Below are 15108 nucleotides of genomic sequence, written 5' to 3' on the forward strand. Positions count from 1 at the left end.
AGGCATTTGAAGCATTTTTCCGGACCGGTAGACAACACGGCTACAAACCCAATGCCTTTTGAGCGGCATGCCGAAGTTGCATCACAAGCTGGCAAGTATCGATTGCCAGCTTGCGCGGGACTGCGACTAATACTGCTACTGCATGAACCAGCCGTGGCTGACGACTATCGATTGTCCGGTCAGCGCATTTGACTCGAAGCCGCCAAGGAAGATCGCTGTCTGTGCGACGTCATGCACAGTGGTGAACTCACCGTCAACGGTATCTTTCAACATCACGTTCTTGATCACCTGGTCTTCGGTGATCCCCAATTCCTTGGCCTGCTCCGGAATCTGCTTCTCCACCAGCGGGGTACGAACAAAGCCCGGACAAATGACGTTGGCGCGAATCTTGTTCTTGGCCCCTTCCTTGGCGACCACTTTTGCCAACCCGATCAGGCCATGCTTGGCAGTGACATACGGTGCTTTCAGCGGCGACGCTTCATGCGAATGTACCGATCCCATATAAATGATCGAACCGCCATTCCCGGCCTTGATCATTTCCCGCATGGCCGCACGCGTGGTGAGGTAAGCGCCATCCAGGTGAATCGCCAGCATTTTTTTCCAGTTATCCAGGGTCGAATCGACGATAGGCGCGATGATCTGAATCCCGGCATTGCTGATCAGCACGTCGATGCTGCCATAGGCGGCAACCGCATCTGCGATGCCTTTGTCAACCTGCGCTTCATCGGTAACATTCATGGCAACCGCCATTGCCGTACCGCCGGCCTGGGTGATTTCGTTGGCGGTCGCGGTCGCGGCGTCCAGCGCCAGATCGGCGATCACTACCTTGGCGCCGGCGCGCGCGTATTCAATGGCAATTTCTTTACCGATACCGCTGGCTGAACCCGTAATCAGTGCGACTTTATCTTTGAGAGACATGGCATTCCTTTACTTTGAGTTGGCGAGATAATCATAAGCAACAGTGCCTAGCGGCAAAGTCAGATCGGACAAAATGTGTACCGCAGACAGTACTTCGAGTACCGGCAAATCGGCTATCGGCGCCAGTGCGTGCGGGCGCAGATCCAGTGCGCCGGGGCCGCTCCAGGCGCCCTTGATCGTAATATCGGTCAGGCTGTACTGAACGATTTCGCAAATGCGCGGCGTACCGTCGACATGAGGAATAATCTTCAGCAGGAAGCTGGGCGCTTCGAGCGATTTTTTGATGGTGTCGTTGTCCAGCGCCTTGTGCTTGTATCCCATGGTGCCAATGGCAATCTGGATGTCGCTGTAAGACAACGTGCCGACCATCGTATCCTTATGCACTCTTAGCTGCGGTTCACCCATCTTCTTCGGAAAACCCCACAACTCGCGACCACCGGCAATCGGCGGCTGATCATTCAAATACATGCTGTGCACATAGCCCCCGGCTACACCGTCCAGCGTTACCGGAATCACCTGACCCGATTCACAATAGTGACCGAAGCCGGTTGAATCCGGCATCTTGATGAATTCGAATTTAACGACAGGCTCAACAAATTGCAGTGGTGCAGGAATGATTTTCTTGAGCGCTACGGGGTCGGTACGGTAAGTAATAATCAGGAATTCCCGGTCGACAAAGCGGTAGGGGCCGGGAGGAAAAGCAGGGTTATGCAACGGCATGGCAAATGCATTCCGGCGGATATCGTTTTCAGTCATATATCTCCCTGATGATGAAAAAACTACTACGGGCAATATTGCTCTTTCGACTCAAGCATTTTACAGAGATGTTTGCAGGCAGGCAGAACCCGGCCTGCATTCAAAAGTATGGTCACAACTTGCGGTGCCGCAACGCCGGCAAACTCTCCCGCACCCCCTGCATGAATTGAGGGTCGATGTCGCCGCTGACAACCCCTTCACCGTCTGCCAGCAGCGCTTTAATTTCACCCCATGGATCAATCAGCATGCTGTGGCCCCAGGTGCGGCGGCCGTTTGGATGGTCACCGCCTTGCGCTGCCGCCAGTACGTAACACTGGTTTTCAATCGCGCGGGCGCGTAGCAGGATTTCCCAGTGGGCTTTGCCGGTGGTGTAGGTGAAGGCGGCCGGCATCACGATTAAGCTGCAGGCGCCCATCGCGCGGTAAAGCTCGGGGAAGCGCAGGTCGTAGCACACCGAGAGGCCGACTTTGCCGCACGGAGCGTCGAAGGTGGTGACGTCTTTGCCGTAGGAGATGGTGCGCGCTTCGTCGTAGGATTCGTCGCCTTTGGTGAAGTTGAACAGGTGAATTTTATCGTAGTGGCTGACGCGCTGGCCGTCAGGGCCATACACGAGAGTGGCGTTGAGGACTTTGCCTGCTTCTTCCGAGACCAGCGGCAAGGTGCCGCCGATTAAGTGGATGTTGTGTTCTTTTGCCAGTTCGGCCATGAAACTCTGGATCGGGCCGTCGCCCAGCGCTTCGGCGATGGCGACTTTGTCGCTGTCTTGCCATCCCATGATGGGCCAGTATTCCGGGAGCAAGACCAGTTGCGCGCCTTGGTGAGCGGCCTCAGCGACCAATCTGCGGGCGCTGCCGAAGTTTTCCTCGACCTCGGGTGTCGATACCATCTGGATGGCGGCGATTTTGAATGGGGTTGTGGCTTGAGTCGTCATGTCGATACTCCGAGTCGGGTTTGATTTCGCTTGCGTCCGTCATTGTTGCAAGCGCTGGATTACATTCTACGCATCCGCTACCGGCTGCCAACGGGAATTGCAGGACCGGCCTTGCTTCCAGCCGGCTCTTCCTTATGTCCTGCCTTCGTGACTATCGGGTCATTCCACGGACCGGTAATATCATATTCAAAAGTGAAAGCACGCATCAACGGGTCGCGCAGGAACAATTGCGCTAAAAATGTACCGATGCCAACCACCGGATTAATCGCCAGCACCGCCAGCGACGCTGCACCGGCGTTGATTTCCGGTAGCACGGCGACGTGCAGGTTCTGTGTTTCCTTGGCGATATCGGCGTTACCGCTCATCAATACCGTGGCGGCAACACCGCGCATCTTGAAGTTGTCCGTGCTGGCCTTGCCCTGCGCAATGGTGGCGGTGCCGACCATGTTGTCGAAGGCGAAACCTTCCGAGAACACGTCACGGAAATCCAGAGTCAGACGACGTGGCAATGACTGCAGGCTGAGCACGCCGAGCAGCTTGGCGGCACCGGCGTCGACTTTGAGGAACTGGCCTTCTTGCATGTCCAAATTAATCTGGCCCGACAATGACGGCATATCGATTGAAAATGGCAACCCCTTCCAGGTGACATCGCCATCCATGCGACCTTTGGTCCCCCGCAGCACGTGGGCAAAACCGAAACGCTCCAGCAGTTTTCCGGCATCGTTAACATCTAGCGCATAAGTCAGATTAGTCGTGTTGCTGTCGTTAATTGTGGTCCATTTGCCGGCGGCTTTTAGCTCGGCATCGGGATTGCGGATCGATAATTGCTGTATGCGCCATTCAGTCCCGACATCGGCGCGTACGTTGTTGGCGGCCAGTTCCAGTCGTCCAAGCTTCCTGCCCAATAGTTGAAAATCGTCAGCAACGATGTCGAGCCCCGGTATCTGGGTCGCGGCATCCTTGCTTTCCAATATTTCTTTTACGTCCGAAGCGGCATTTTCCGGAATGATCAACGACGACAACCGTGCAGTTACCTTGCCCAGACCACGCCCGGAGCGCGACTCATTCCACGTGACGTAGCCGGACGCTTGTGCCGAATCGATGTTCACCTGCCAGACATTTTTTTGACGCGAGGCACCGACCACCACGTTGTCCAGCTTCTTCCCCATGACGATCAGCTCGGTAGCGCGTGCCGCAACCACCTCGGGTTCAACGTATTGGGCAATGCCGGATAGCTGCGTCGCATCGGCGGCGGCTTTGCTGGCGCTGGCGTCATTGGCCGCGCCGGCCAGACTACTCCACGCGTCGACGTTGACTGATTTTGCATTCAGATTGATCACCAGTCCGCTGTCCGGCTCCGGTACCGGTGTATTGATGCCGATACCGCCGCGCAGCACTTTCCATTCGGCATCTTTTTCGACTGATTTCTGCCGTTGATAACGTGCCGCGATCGCGGCCCCCAGCGACACGCGGATCTCATCGCGCAGAAGCAATGGGTCGTCGGACAACACGCCAACCCATTCAAATTTGAGCGGCAAGCTGTCGTTGACGGCCTTGCGTAGAGGCGTCGGGAAATTTAATGCGATCCCCTGCATGCTGGATTCAATCAGCAGCTCGGTGTGATGATCGCGGATTGTCACGGTCGCGCTGTAGCGGCTGCTGCCGCTGGCGCGTCCTAAGACATTTTGCGCACCAGCGCTCGGATAAGCCGCACGCAAACCATCCAGCGACGCACTGCCATCGATCCTGATCTTGCTCTGACCGTCAGGCTGGGTACCGCCGCTGGCCTGGGTCGGACCACCCAGGAAAGTGCCCTTGAGTCCATTCAGACTGAATCCTTTTTCATTGAATTCAAGCGTGCCGCTGACGTTTTGCATCGGTGGGATAATCTTTTGCAAGACCACGTCGTTGTTCAAAAACTGCAACGCACCATTGACCTTGGTATCGTTCGCATGCGCCAGCGGAATGTTCAGGCTGAGTTGCAGTTTGGCGTTGCCCTTGCCCTCAGACTCATTGGTAAAGCCGCCGATCCAATGCTCAACCGGACTGTTGTTGGTGAACGCCAGGAAATCCTTGAGTTGGCCGGCACCATTCCCTTCGATGTTGAGCATGCCGTCGTGCGACAACAAATCCGGCACCGTCGCGACCACGCCAGTCAACGCCACATTGGAGGTCTTGGCATTGTCGGCCTTGATTTGCAATCGGGTGCGATCCAGCGCGATGGTGCCGTTGATTTGCTCCAGGATGGGCCATAAAGGCTGCTTGCCGTCCTGACCAAAATGGCCAGGGTCGTATTCCATCTTGCCGTTCTCGATCTTGCCAAGAACGGTAAACACACCTTTCGCTTTCGCGCTGGGATCATTCGCCGCTGTGTTGAACGGAAATTGGGCCAGATCGCCTTTAATCTTGATCGTCGCATCGCGCGCTTTACCGTCCTTCAGGGCGCCGACCAGCCAGTCACGCAAATGATCCGGCGTATGCAGTGGCAGGTAAGCCCCGATCTTGTTTAATTCAAATTCACTGATCTTTGCGGTCATGTCAATTACGCCTAGTGCCGCGCCGTGACGCTCTTCCAATGGCAGCAAATGGCTGCCTGACAGCGAACCGACCAAACCATCCTGCACGAAATTCATGCTATCGATTTGCAGCAGCAGGTTTTTCCCATGCGCCTGTGGCGCTGCTTTTACATCTGCTTTTTCTGGCGCACTATCCTGAAAATGCCAGCGCGCCTGCAGGTTCAGGCGATCGAATGGCAATACCGGCTGCGTAAAATAGCCCGGCAACGACAATCTCAACTTTTCCGACGCCAGACGCAGGTTCCCGCCCAGTTCGCTGGCGTCGATGCTGCCAGTCAGGTTATCGACACCGGGTATCCCCGGCACTGCTGCCTGCGCCGGCTGGGATGCCGTTTTTGGCTGCGCGGCACGCGGCGGCTGCGCATTCACGGTGAGGCCCTTGAACCGTCCTTTGACACGGTAGGACACAATCGCCGGATAAGCGCCCTGCCATTGCGCAGAAAAATCCTGCAACTGCCCATGCGGCGAAAAATCGTTCAGCATCTGAATCTGTGGCCTGCTCAGCGGCAAGCGTTGCGCGAAATCCGCGATGGTTTGCAGATCGAGATTTGCCGCGCTCAACGTGTATTTTTCTGGCTGTTTGCCCTTCGCCGGCACATACGACTCATTGATCGTGGTACGCGGCAAGGTCAAGCCGTCGCTGGTCTGCAACGAAAAATCCATCAATGAAATTTGATGTCCATTGGCGCCGAAGGTCGGTGTACCGTTTTCCGGCATCAGTCCAAGCTCTTCACGCGCGGAAATCCTGCCCTTCACTTTGCGCAATTCCAGCGGCGCCAAATCCTTGCGCAAGCGGGTCGACAAGCCTGACAATTCCAGGTCGGCGGTGAAATCAAGCACCTTGGCATGGTCCAGGTCGAGCCAGGCGCGCACCGAACCGTTGCCCTGATAAATTTCAATCGGATAATCGACCCAGGCTTTCCAGATGGTCAGATCGGTATCACGCAGATTGGCATACAGCGTACCTTTCCAGCGTGTCACATCCGCCTTTTTCCGGGCAAACACAGGGTGCACGAAATCGGCGCGCACATCGATCGGCGCGGCAAACGCCGTCGGCGGCGTCGCCTGTACCGACAGCTGATGATGGCGCCAACGATTGCGCAACACCAGATTCACGTTATTGAGCGCCAGTTCCGGCGCTGCGCGCAACTTGTCGTTCCAGCGTATGCGCCCCTGCCGAATCACGATTTGATGCTGCGCCAGCACCCATTCGGCACCGGCACCACCGTTCTCGGCCTTGGTATTAATCGGAATCCCGGCGACGAACAGATTGCCTTGTGCATCCCGTTCCATCTGCAGGTCGGGCCGCTCGATTTCGAGTGCATCCAGACGCAGCGCGCCCACCAGCAACGAGCGCCATGACAGCGTAGCGACGACTTCCGGCAAACTCAACGCGGGCAAATTCTGCTGATCGTGAACAATGACGCCGGTCAATCTCAGACTGGGCTTCAAGCCGTGCCAGGATGCCGCAATGGCGCCTATCGAGATCGGCGTGCCGACAGTATGGCTCGCGATCTGTTCGACGTTACTTTTGTAGTGGTCGATATTCGGCAGGACCGCGTAACGCAGGGTCAGGAACAAGCCGCAAAACAGGAAGTATGCCAGCACCAGCGTCTTCAGGACAAACCCGACCAGATGATGCGTCAGCAGATTGATGCGGTCGTAGGCGCCAGCAATCTTACGCCGGTAAAGCGTGACTCGACTGACGGCTGGAGGCGTATTTTGTTGCTCTTGAGACATCAATCAATGTGAAAAATTGGAAATTTAGAAACGAGCAACTTAGAAAAAAAAGCAACAGATAACTAAGTGAAAACTCAAGGTAAAATAAATCTGCTTTACAGATACAACCTTGGTCTGACCCCGAACCGCCCCATATGTTCGCACGGATCGTTGTTGATAAATGTTAAAAACCGACAAAAGTATTTCAAATCGACCGCATCGCCCCATCAACCCGCGCGCAACTCTCATTCACTCACTTACCAACTATCGTCAAAGCTGTGACTCACTCTCTCATTAGCACCACTGCCGCTTCCCATTTCTACGCCCGCTGGGTCAACGCTGAAGCCGGTCGCGCAGAAAAAATCGCTGCTCTGGCAGGATTATCCTTAAGCCAGGCGCCTTTTGCACGGCTGTTACAAAATGAAACAGATGCCGGTATGGCATTACCGCGAGCGATGCGACGCCTGCGTAACTTGATAGTCTGCACGCTGATCGAGCGCGACCTGTCCGGCGTTGCCGATTTGGAGGAAGTCGTCAGCACCATGACCGCATTCGCCGATTTCGCGGTGCAAACCCATTTGGCCGCCATCATGGAGGAAATGATAACGCTGCACGGCACGCCGATCGGCGAAGAATCCGGCCTGCCGCAAGAATTGATCGTCCTGGGCATGGGCAAACTCGGTGGCGGCGAACTGAATGTGTCGTCGGACATCGACCTGATTTTTGTGTATGCCGAGGACGGCGACACCAGGACCGGCGATGCTGCGCAACGCGCGCTGTCGAATCACGAGTTCTTTGTGCGCCTTGGTAAAAAGCTGATTGCGGCGATATCGGAAATCACCGAAGACGGCTTCACTTTCCGTGTCGATATGGCGTTGCGGCCGAACGGCGCGTCCGGCCCGCTCGTCGCCAGCCTGAATATGGTCGAAACTTATCTGGTAACACAAGGACGCGAATGGGAACGCTATGCCTGGTGCAAGGCGCGTGCGATGACCGGGCGCGCCGAGGATATTACGCTGCTGGAAAACATCTCCCGCCCTTTCGTTTTCCGGCGCTATCTGGATTACGGGTCGATCGACGCCATGCGTCTGATGCACGGGCAAATCCGGGCCGAAGTAAAACGCCAGGAAGCCTTGCATCCCGACCGCAACAACAACGTCAAGCTGGGTCGCGGCGGGATCCGCGAAATCGAATTTCTGGCGCAGGTATTCCAGCTGATACGCGGTGGCCGCGACCATGACCTGCGCGACCGCTCCACGCGCAAGACCTTGCGCACGCTGGTCGAGAAAAATCTGCTGAGCGCCGAGGTGGTCGAGGAGTTGCTGGAAGCCTACGACTTTTTACGCGATCTGGAACACCGCTTGCAATACCTGGATGATGCCCAGACGCACACGCTGCCGGTCAGCGCCGGCGAACGCCTGATCATCGCCCAGGCGATGGGGTTCGGCGATGTCGAGACCCTGCTGAGCGAGCTGGAAAAACGCCGGGTACTGGTGGCCGCCCAGTTTGATGCCATCTTCAGCGACAAGCAAAATGGCCAGTCCGACGACCCGGATAGCGACGCCGACTGTGCCCTGTGCGGATTGAGTGACCGCGACAGTCTTGAAACCATCGAAGCCACGCTGACTGCACTCGGCTTCAACGACGCCATCGACAATGCCCGTCGGCTTGCATCGACCTGGCAATCTTCGCGCATACAAAGTCTGCCGGAAATCAGCCGTAACCGTTTTACTGCATTAATCAACGTTGCCTTACCGATTATCGGCAAACTGCCGGAGTCCAAAAACAATGTCGAATCGACCGCGCAGCTCACCACGCTTGGCCGCTTGCTGGATTTTCTTGAGGCCATCGCCCGCCGCGCCGCCTACCTGGCGTTGCTGACGGAATATCCGCACGCTTTGTTACGCGTCATCCGCATGATAGGCGCCAGCGACTGGGCCGCCAAATTTCTGACGCGCCACCCTATCCTGCTCGATGAATTACTCGACAGCCACAGCCTCAACACGGTGCCCGACTGGCCGGTATTTGCGCAGGACTGCCGGCGTCAGCTGGACGCTGTGGCCGGCGATACGGAACGCCAGCTCGATCTGCTGCGTGAACTGCACCATGCCCAATTGTTCCGGCTGCTGGCACAGGATCTGGAAGGCAAACTCAGCGTCGAGGTCCTGGCCGATTATCTCTCCTTGCTGGCCGACATTCTGGTCGACACCACGATTCAGTCGGTCTGGCAAACTTTCCCCAACCGTCACCGCGAAGTGCCGAAATTTGCCGTGATCGCCTACGGCAAACTAGGCGGCAAGGAACTGAGCTACGCCTCCGACCTGGACGTGGTTTTCCTGTATGACGATGACGATCAGGAGGCACCGGCACTGTACGCGAAACTGGCGCAGCGCTTTATCACCTGGATGACCAGCCATACCTCGGCCGGTATCCTGTTCGATATCGATACCGCCTTGCGTCCGGATGGCGCCAGCGGTTTGCTGGTGTCGTCATTCGCCACGTTTGAAAAGTATCAACGCAATTCAGCCTGGCTGTGGGAACATCAGGCCTTGACCCGCGCCCGTTTCTGCGCTGGTGACAACAGTATCGGCGAGCGTTTTGAAGCACTGCGCGTAGACGTCTTGCGGCAAGTCCGTGATCCGCTCAAGCTGCTGCAGGGCGTACGCGACATGCGGCAAAAAATGCACGAGGCCAACCGCAATCGCAGCGCACTATTCGATCTGAAGCACGATGCCGGCGGCATGATCGACATCGAATTCCTGGTGCAGTTTTTGATCCTGCGTTACTCCGCGTCCCATCCAGCGTTGGCCGCCGACATTGGGAATATCGCATTGCTCAAGTTATGTGGCGAATTGGGGTTGATTGATGCAACGCTGGCCGGCGCAGTGGCGAATGCTTATCGCCACTACCGCAAGCTGCAACATCAGCGCCGCCTGCAAGGTGACGAACGCGCACGCGTGGCGCCGGATTGGGTGGCGTCCGAGATGACGGTGGTGAAGAAATTGCTGGCGACGGTGTTTGTGACAGATGCAGATCAGGCATAAACCGATTGCGAGAAGAGCGCCATTTTTCCCGGCTTAAAGAGCGGGTCTTCCGCTCTGGCTTTGGTAACGGCGACTTACTCCTTTGGCGCAACGCCAAACTCCTCTTCATCGTCGCGCAACGCCAAATGCCCTGCATCCAGTTCTGCCAATAATTGGCGCGCCCGTTCTACAAAGGCCGATGGCACCTGTAGTCGGACGCCGCCGGTTGCAATCGACCACAGCGATTGCACCTGACTCATATGTGCATCTACGACGAAAGCCGGAATGCCATCCGAGCGCAGGCGTCCCTGCAAAATATGCATGTCGGATGGTATCAGCGAGGTCGCGATAGTTTCGAAATCCCCGGATCGGATCGCGTCCGTACCGTTGAGAGCGTCAATTTCGGCGCAAGGCAATATCGTGCTGGCGGCGTTCATATGCGTACTCCTCATGCTCAGAAACGACTCAATCGACACTACTCAGCGCTACTGTATCAAATCGGCGGCTTCACCGCCGCCAAATTAATCAGCGTCTCTTCACGTTCGCGTGCCGGCTCGATCCTGAATACACTTTCTGCCAATCCCAGATCCTCGCGGCTCCACCACAGGTAAGGATAAGAAATCGATTGTTCGGCAACCTCAAACCCGCTGGCGCGAATCAACGCCAGATATTCAGGCGCGGTTTTTTGCACCGCCATCGGGTGACGAAACAGCAAACGGATAAGCCATGAATGAATATACCGCCGGGTCGACTCGGCGAACAACAGCACCCCGCCCGGCTTCAGTACCCGAAAAAATTCCTGGATGGCCTGCTCCTGCTCGATCAGGTGATGAAAGGTCTGATGACAGAACAGCAGATCGACGCTGTTGTCGTCAAAAGGCAGATCCGAACTGGTGTCGTGCAACAACTCGACTTCGATGCCCGCGAGTTGCGCTTCCTGCGCCGATTTTTGCAGCATTTCCGGATCGACATCGATCCCGATCAAGCGCCGCGGCGCAAAACGCTTGTGCAATTTCGGCAGCGAACGCCCCCAACCGCAACCCACATCCACCACGACCGGATACGACGCCCGGCGCGTTGGAATCAAACGCTCGACATCCTTGATCGCCCGCTCAAGCACATGCCAGGTCCAGACATTGGTTTGCAAAAACCAGATGCCGAAAGCGGTCTCGGGGACATGCGGATACGATGCAGCGGAACTAACGACAATGGGTGCGCTCATGCAAGCTTTCTGGGATCAAGTCTTTGGTGTTGCGTATTCAGGCAGACGTTGCCAAGTGAGCCGCATTATAAACAAATGCCTTAGTACCAAGCGATGGTACTTAAATACGTTCGCTTTCTTGCGCAAAAAAGCCCCGACTCGCGGGGCTTCTTTGGCAGCAACCAGTTTGGTACAGATTACTTGGCTGACATCAATGCCACAGTGGTATCCAGCATGCGGTTCGAGAAACCCCACTCGTTGTCGTACCAGCTCGACACTTTGACCAGGCTACCGGACACTTTAGTCAATGTCGCATCGAAATTCGACGATGCCGGATTGTGGTTGAAATCGACCGATACCAGCGGTTCGACGTTGTACGTCAGGACGCCCTTGAGTGCACCTTCCGACGCTTCTTTCAGGATCGCATTGACTTCGTCAACAGTGGTTTCGCGCGCAGAGACGAACGACAGATCGACCAGCGAAACGTTGATGGTCGGCACGCGAATCGCGAAGCCGTCGAGCTTGCCGTTAAGTTCCGGCAATACCAGGCCGACTGCCGCAGCGGCACCGGTTTTGGTCGGGATCATGCTCATGGTGGCCGAACGGGCGCGACGCAAATCTTCGTGATAGACGTCCGTCAATACCTGGTCGTTGGTGTAAGAATGTATCGTGGTCATCAGGCCATTCACGACACCGATTTTGTCGTTCAGCGGCTTGACCAGCGGTGCCAGGCAGTTGGTGGTGCAAGAGGCGTTCGAAATCACGGTGTCGCTCGATTTCAACACGTCGTGATTGACGCCGAAGACGACAGTGGCGTCAACGTCTTTGCCGCCGGGTGCCGAGATGATGACTTTCTTGGCGCCACCCTGGATGTGGGCGCTGGCTTTTTCCTTGGTGGTGAAGAAGCCGGTGCATTCGAGCACGACGTCAATCTTCAGCTCGCCCCATGGCAGCTCGGCCGGATTACGTTGCGCAAATACTTTGATGCGGTCGCCATTGACGACGATAGCATCGCCGTCAACCGTTACCGTGCCTGGAAATTTGCCATGCGCCGTATCGTATTGGGTCAGGTGTGCGTTGGTTTTCGGGTCGCCCAGATCGTTGATCGCGACGATCTCGATGTCATGTTTTTTGCCGCCTTCGTAATGCGCGCGGAGGATGTTGCGGCCGATGCGGCCATAGCCATTAATTGCAACGCGAATAGTCATGCTTTTCTCCTAGGGTATGAACAATAATTTAAGGCGATTACTAGAAACCACCTTCACTTAACTCGTATCGTGCGCCAGCCGTAGCCAGCCTCCCGCAAATCCAGCTCATCCCAGCTAAATGCCTGCTCGGTCAGCAGTTCCGCACCGAGCCTGGCATAAAATTCCCGGGCGATGTTATTTTGCGCCAGCACCCATACCAGCATGCTGTTGGCACCGGCGCTTGCCAGCGTTGCCGCCACATGTGCCACCAGCCGGCGGCCGATACCGGCGCGCTGTACCGATGGAATCAGATAAATCGCGGTCAATTCGCTGTCGAAGCCGAGCTTCGGTTCACGCAACGTCATGCCGGCTGCGAAGCCGACAATTTCGCCCTTTATTTCAGCCACGAAAACACAGGCGGCATCCGAAGCCGCATTCAGTATGCGCGTCCACAGCGCTGTGCTTTCTTCGACTTTCATGCCATCCAGATAAGCATCAGGAACAATGCCGCGATAAGTGGCCCGCCAGCTGTCGATGCGCACTGCCGCGATCACCGCCGCATCGGCGACGGTGGCGCGACGTACCGAAAAATCACCAACGATGTTGGTGAAATCGGTGACCTCAGTTACCTCAGCTACCCGAGTAACATTCCTGGCCTTCTGTATCTCCACGCTCATGCGATGGTCAGTTTGACTTTGGCAACCACATTTTCAACGGTGAAACCGAAGTGCTTGAACAGCACGCCGGCCGGTGCCGACTCGCCGAAGGTATCGATACCGACAACAGCGCCTTCCAGACCAACGTACTTGTGCCAGCCGGCAGTGACGCCCGCTTCGACCGCGACACGCGGCAGACCGCGCTCCAGCACGCTAGCTTTATAAGCGGCTTCCTGACGATCGAAAACGTCGGTGCTTGGCATTGACACCACGCGGACTGCGATGCCCTCTGCCGCCAGTGCGTCCGCAGCCTTGACAGCCAGATCCACTTCGGAGCCGGTCGCGATGATGATGGCTTTCGCATCTTGCGCGTCTTTCAACACATAACCGCCGCGCTGAATATTCGCGATTTGCGCTGCATCGCGTGGTTGATAAGCCAGGTTCTGACGCGAGAAAATCAATGTGCTTGGGCCATCCTGGCGCTTGACCGCCTGGCCCCATGCCACCGCCGATTCAACCGTGTCGCATGGACGCCAGTTATCCAGATGCGGGATCAGGCGCAGGCTCGATACATGTTCAACCGATTGATGGGTCGGGCCGTCTTCGCCGAGGCCGATCGAGTCATGCGTGAACACGAAAATCGACCGCAGCTTCATCAGCGATGCCATGCGCAACGCATTCCGGCTGTAATCGGAGAAGGTCAGGAAGGTCGCCCCAAACGGAATGTAGCCGCCATGCAAGGCGATGCCATTCATCATTGCGCTCATACCGAATTCGCGCACGCCATAGTTGATATGGTTGCCGGGCTGGTCCGCACGCACTGCGACACATTCTTTCCAGTTGGTCAGGTTCGAGCCGGTCAAATCAGCCGAACCGCCGAGGAATTCCGGCAACACCGGCGCCAGCGCCTGAATCGCGTTTTGGCTGGCTTTACGGGTGGCGATGGTTTCCTGCTTATCGACGCAAGTGGCGACGTAGGCACTCAGCGTCTGTTCGAAATTGCCAGGCAATTCACCCTTCATGCGGCGCGTCAGTTCAGCAGCCTGCGCCGGGAATTCGGCGCTGTAGACAGCGAACAAGGCATCCCACTGCGCTTCGAACTGTTGACCTTGCGGCTTGGCATCCCAAGCCGCGTAAACCTCGGCAGGAATTTCAAACGGCGCCGAAGCCCAGCCCAGTACTTCGCGCACAGCGGCGATTTCTTTGTCGCCCAATGCCGCGCCATGGACCTTGTCGGTACCAGCCAGATTTGGCGAACCCTTGCCGATAATTGTTTTGCAGCAGATCAAAGTTGGCTTGTCGGCCAGCTTGGCTTGATGGATGGCAGCATTCACCGCTTCGACATCGTGACCGTCGACACTGCGGATCACATTCCAGCCATACGCTTCGAAGCGTTTTGGGGTGTCATCCTTGAACCAGCCTTCAACGTGACCGTCGATCGAGATCCCGTTATCGTCATACATCACGATCAGTTTCGACAGGCGCAGCGTACCGGCCAGCGAACATGCTTCGTGCGAGATGCCTTCCATCAGGCAACCGTCGCCGACGAAGGTGTAAGTGTAGTGATCGACAACCGGAAATCCTGGGCGGTTGAACTCGGCTGCCAGCAGTTTTTCTGCCAATGCCATACCGACCGCGTTGGTCAAACCCTGACCCAGCGGACCTGTGGTGGTTTCGATACCCGGTGTGACGTCAACTTCCGGGTGGCCCGGTGTCTTCGAATGCATTTGACGGAAGTTGCGCAGCTGATCCATCGGCAGATCGTAGCCGGTCAGGTGCAACAACGCATATTGCAGCATCGAGCCATGACCGTTCGACAACACAAACCGATCGCGATTGATCCACTTTGGATTGCCGGGATTGTGGCGATAGTGCTTGGCCCACAGCGCCACTGCGATTTCCGCCATGCCCATCGGCATGCCTGGATGGCCGGAATTGGCTTTTTGTACTGCATCCATTGCCAAGGCGCGGATCGCGTTGGCCATCTTCGAGGTCGGGAGTGTGGAGGTCATGGTTTTTACGGTTAGGCAATGATTGGACGGGGTGCAGCCAGCGGCGGAATGGAAATGGATGGCTGCAAAGCGCGATATTTTACCAAAATGCCGCCGCCATCGCTTCATTTCCGCGCCGCCAGGCCGCAT

10 protein-coding genes are annotated in these 15108 nt (G+C 56.5%); 1 reads left to right on the forward strand and 9 read right to left on the reverse strand.

What is annotated here, in order from left to right; all coding sequences use genetic code 11:
* Positions 1-135 precede the first annotated feature (135 nt).
* From AC3CHX_RS21345 to AC3CHX_RS21360, 4 genes are all read right to left on the reverse strand, one after another.
* Positions 136-918: a 3-hydroxybutyrate dehydrogenase gene (locus AC3CHX_RS21345; protein ID WP_488630003.1), complete on the reverse strand. Its 783-nt coding sequence runs from the start codon at positions 916-918 to the stop codon at positions 136-138.
* Positions 919-927: 9 nt separating this feature from the next.
* Complete coding sequence (locus AC3CHX_RS21350) at positions 928-1674, reverse strand: acetoacetate decarboxylase (protein WP_488630004.1); 747 nt, start codon at positions 1672-1674, stop codon at positions 928-930.
* A 112-nt stretch (positions 1675-1786) separates the two neighbouring features.
* The gene (locus AC3CHX_RS21355; RefSeq protein ID WP_488630005.1) at positions 1787-2605 is read right to left on the reverse strand and encodes a carbon-nitrogen hydrolase family protein; all 819 of its coding nucleotides are present in this window, start codon (positions 2603-2605) and stop codon (positions 1787-1789) included.
* A 77-nt stretch (positions 2606-2682) separates the two neighbouring features.
* Entirely contained in the window at positions 2683-6921 is a 4239-nt protein-coding gene (locus AC3CHX_RS21360) for a YhdP family protein (protein WP_488630006.1), read from the reverse strand.
* Between the two features lie 245 nt (positions 6922-7166).
* Between AC3CHX_RS21360 and glnE the strand changes: the two genes are divergently transcribed.
* Positions 7167-9944 (forward strand): bifunctional [glutamate--ammonia ligase]-adenylyl-L-tyrosine phosphorylase/[glutamate--ammonia-ligase] adenylyltransferase, encoded by a 2778-nt coding sequence (gene glnE, locus AC3CHX_RS21365; protein WP_488644893.1) that lies wholly within the window; start codon positions 7167-7169, stop codon positions 9942-9944.
* A 74-nt stretch (positions 9945-10018) separates the two neighbouring features.
* Here the strand turns inward: glnE and AC3CHX_RS21370 are convergent, their stop codons facing one another.
* The 5 genes from AC3CHX_RS21370 to tkt all read right to left on the reverse strand — a co-directional run bounded on the left by AC3CHX_RS21370 (position 10019) and on the right by tkt (position 14979).
* Positions 10019-10360, reverse strand: a complete 342-nt coding sequence (locus AC3CHX_RS21370; RefSeq protein ID WP_488630007.1) for a putative signal transducing protein — start codon at positions 10358-10360, stop codon at positions 10019-10021.
* A gap of 56 nt (positions 10361-10416) precedes the next feature.
* Positions 10417-11145, reverse strand: a complete 729-nt coding sequence (locus AC3CHX_RS21375; RefSeq protein ID WP_488630008.1) for a class I SAM-dependent methyltransferase — start codon at positions 11143-11145, stop codon at positions 10417-10419.
* Between the two features lie 176 nt (positions 11146-11321).
* Entirely contained in the window at positions 11322-12332 is a 1011-nt protein-coding gene (gap, locus tag AC3CHX_RS21380) for a type I glyceraldehyde-3-phosphate dehydrogenase (RefSeq protein ID WP_488630009.1), read from the reverse strand.
* Positions 12333-12385: 53 nt separating this feature from the next.
* A complete protein-coding gene (locus AC3CHX_RS21385) occupies positions 12386-12988 on the reverse strand; it encodes a GNAT family N-acetyltransferase (protein WP_488630010.1) in 603 nt (200 codons plus the stop codon).
* Complete coding sequence (gene tkt / locus AC3CHX_RS21390) at positions 12985-14979, reverse strand: transketolase (protein ID WP_488630011.1); 1995 nt, start codon at positions 14977-14979, stop codon at positions 12985-12987. The genes AC3CHX_RS21385 and tkt overlap by 4 nt, the downstream gene beginning before the upstream one ends.
* Positions 14980-15108: the final 129 nt, after the last annotated feature.

This window comes from Glaciimonas sp. OK215 (assembly GCF_057787885.1).

What these genes read in the sequence shown, in the direction of transcription:
- tkt (WP_488630011.1), bottom strand. Translation starts at nt 14,979, where the DNA reads ATGACCTCCACACTCCCGACCTCGAAGATGGCCAACGCGATCCGCGCC.
- AC3CHX_RS21370 (WP_488630007.1), bottom strand. Translation starts at nt 10,360, where the DNA reads ATGAACGCCGCCAGCACGATATTGCCTTGCGCCGAAATTGACGCTCTC.
- AC3CHX_RS21360 (WP_488630006.1), bottom strand. Translation starts at nt 6,921, where the DNA reads ATGTCTCAAGAGCAACAAAATACGCCTCCAGCCGTCAGTCGAGTCACG.
- AC3CHX_RS21345 (WP_488630003.1), bottom strand. Translation starts at nt 918, where the DNA reads ATGTCTCTCAAAGATAAAGTCGCACTGATTACGGGTTCAGCCAGCGGT.
- AC3CHX_RS21350 (WP_488630004.1), bottom strand. Translation starts at nt 1,674, where the DNA reads ATGACTGAAAACGATATCCGCCGGAATGCATTTGCCATGCCGTTGCAT.
- AC3CHX_RS21375 (WP_488630008.1), bottom strand. Translation starts at nt 11,145, where the DNA reads ATGAGCGCACCCATTGTCGTTAGTTCCGCTGCATCGTATCCGCATGTC.
- gap (WP_488630009.1), bottom strand. Translation starts at nt 12,332, where the DNA reads ATGACTATTCGCGTTGCAATTAATGGCTATGGCCGCATCGGCCGCAAC.
- AC3CHX_RS21385 (WP_488630010.1), bottom strand. Translation starts at nt 12,988, where the DNA reads ATGAGCGTGGAGATACAGAAGGCCAGGAATGTTACTCGGGTAGCTGAG.
- AC3CHX_RS21355 (WP_488630005.1), bottom strand. Translation starts at nt 2,605, where the DNA reads ATGACGACTCAAGCCACAACCCCATTCAAAATCGCCGCCATCCAGATG.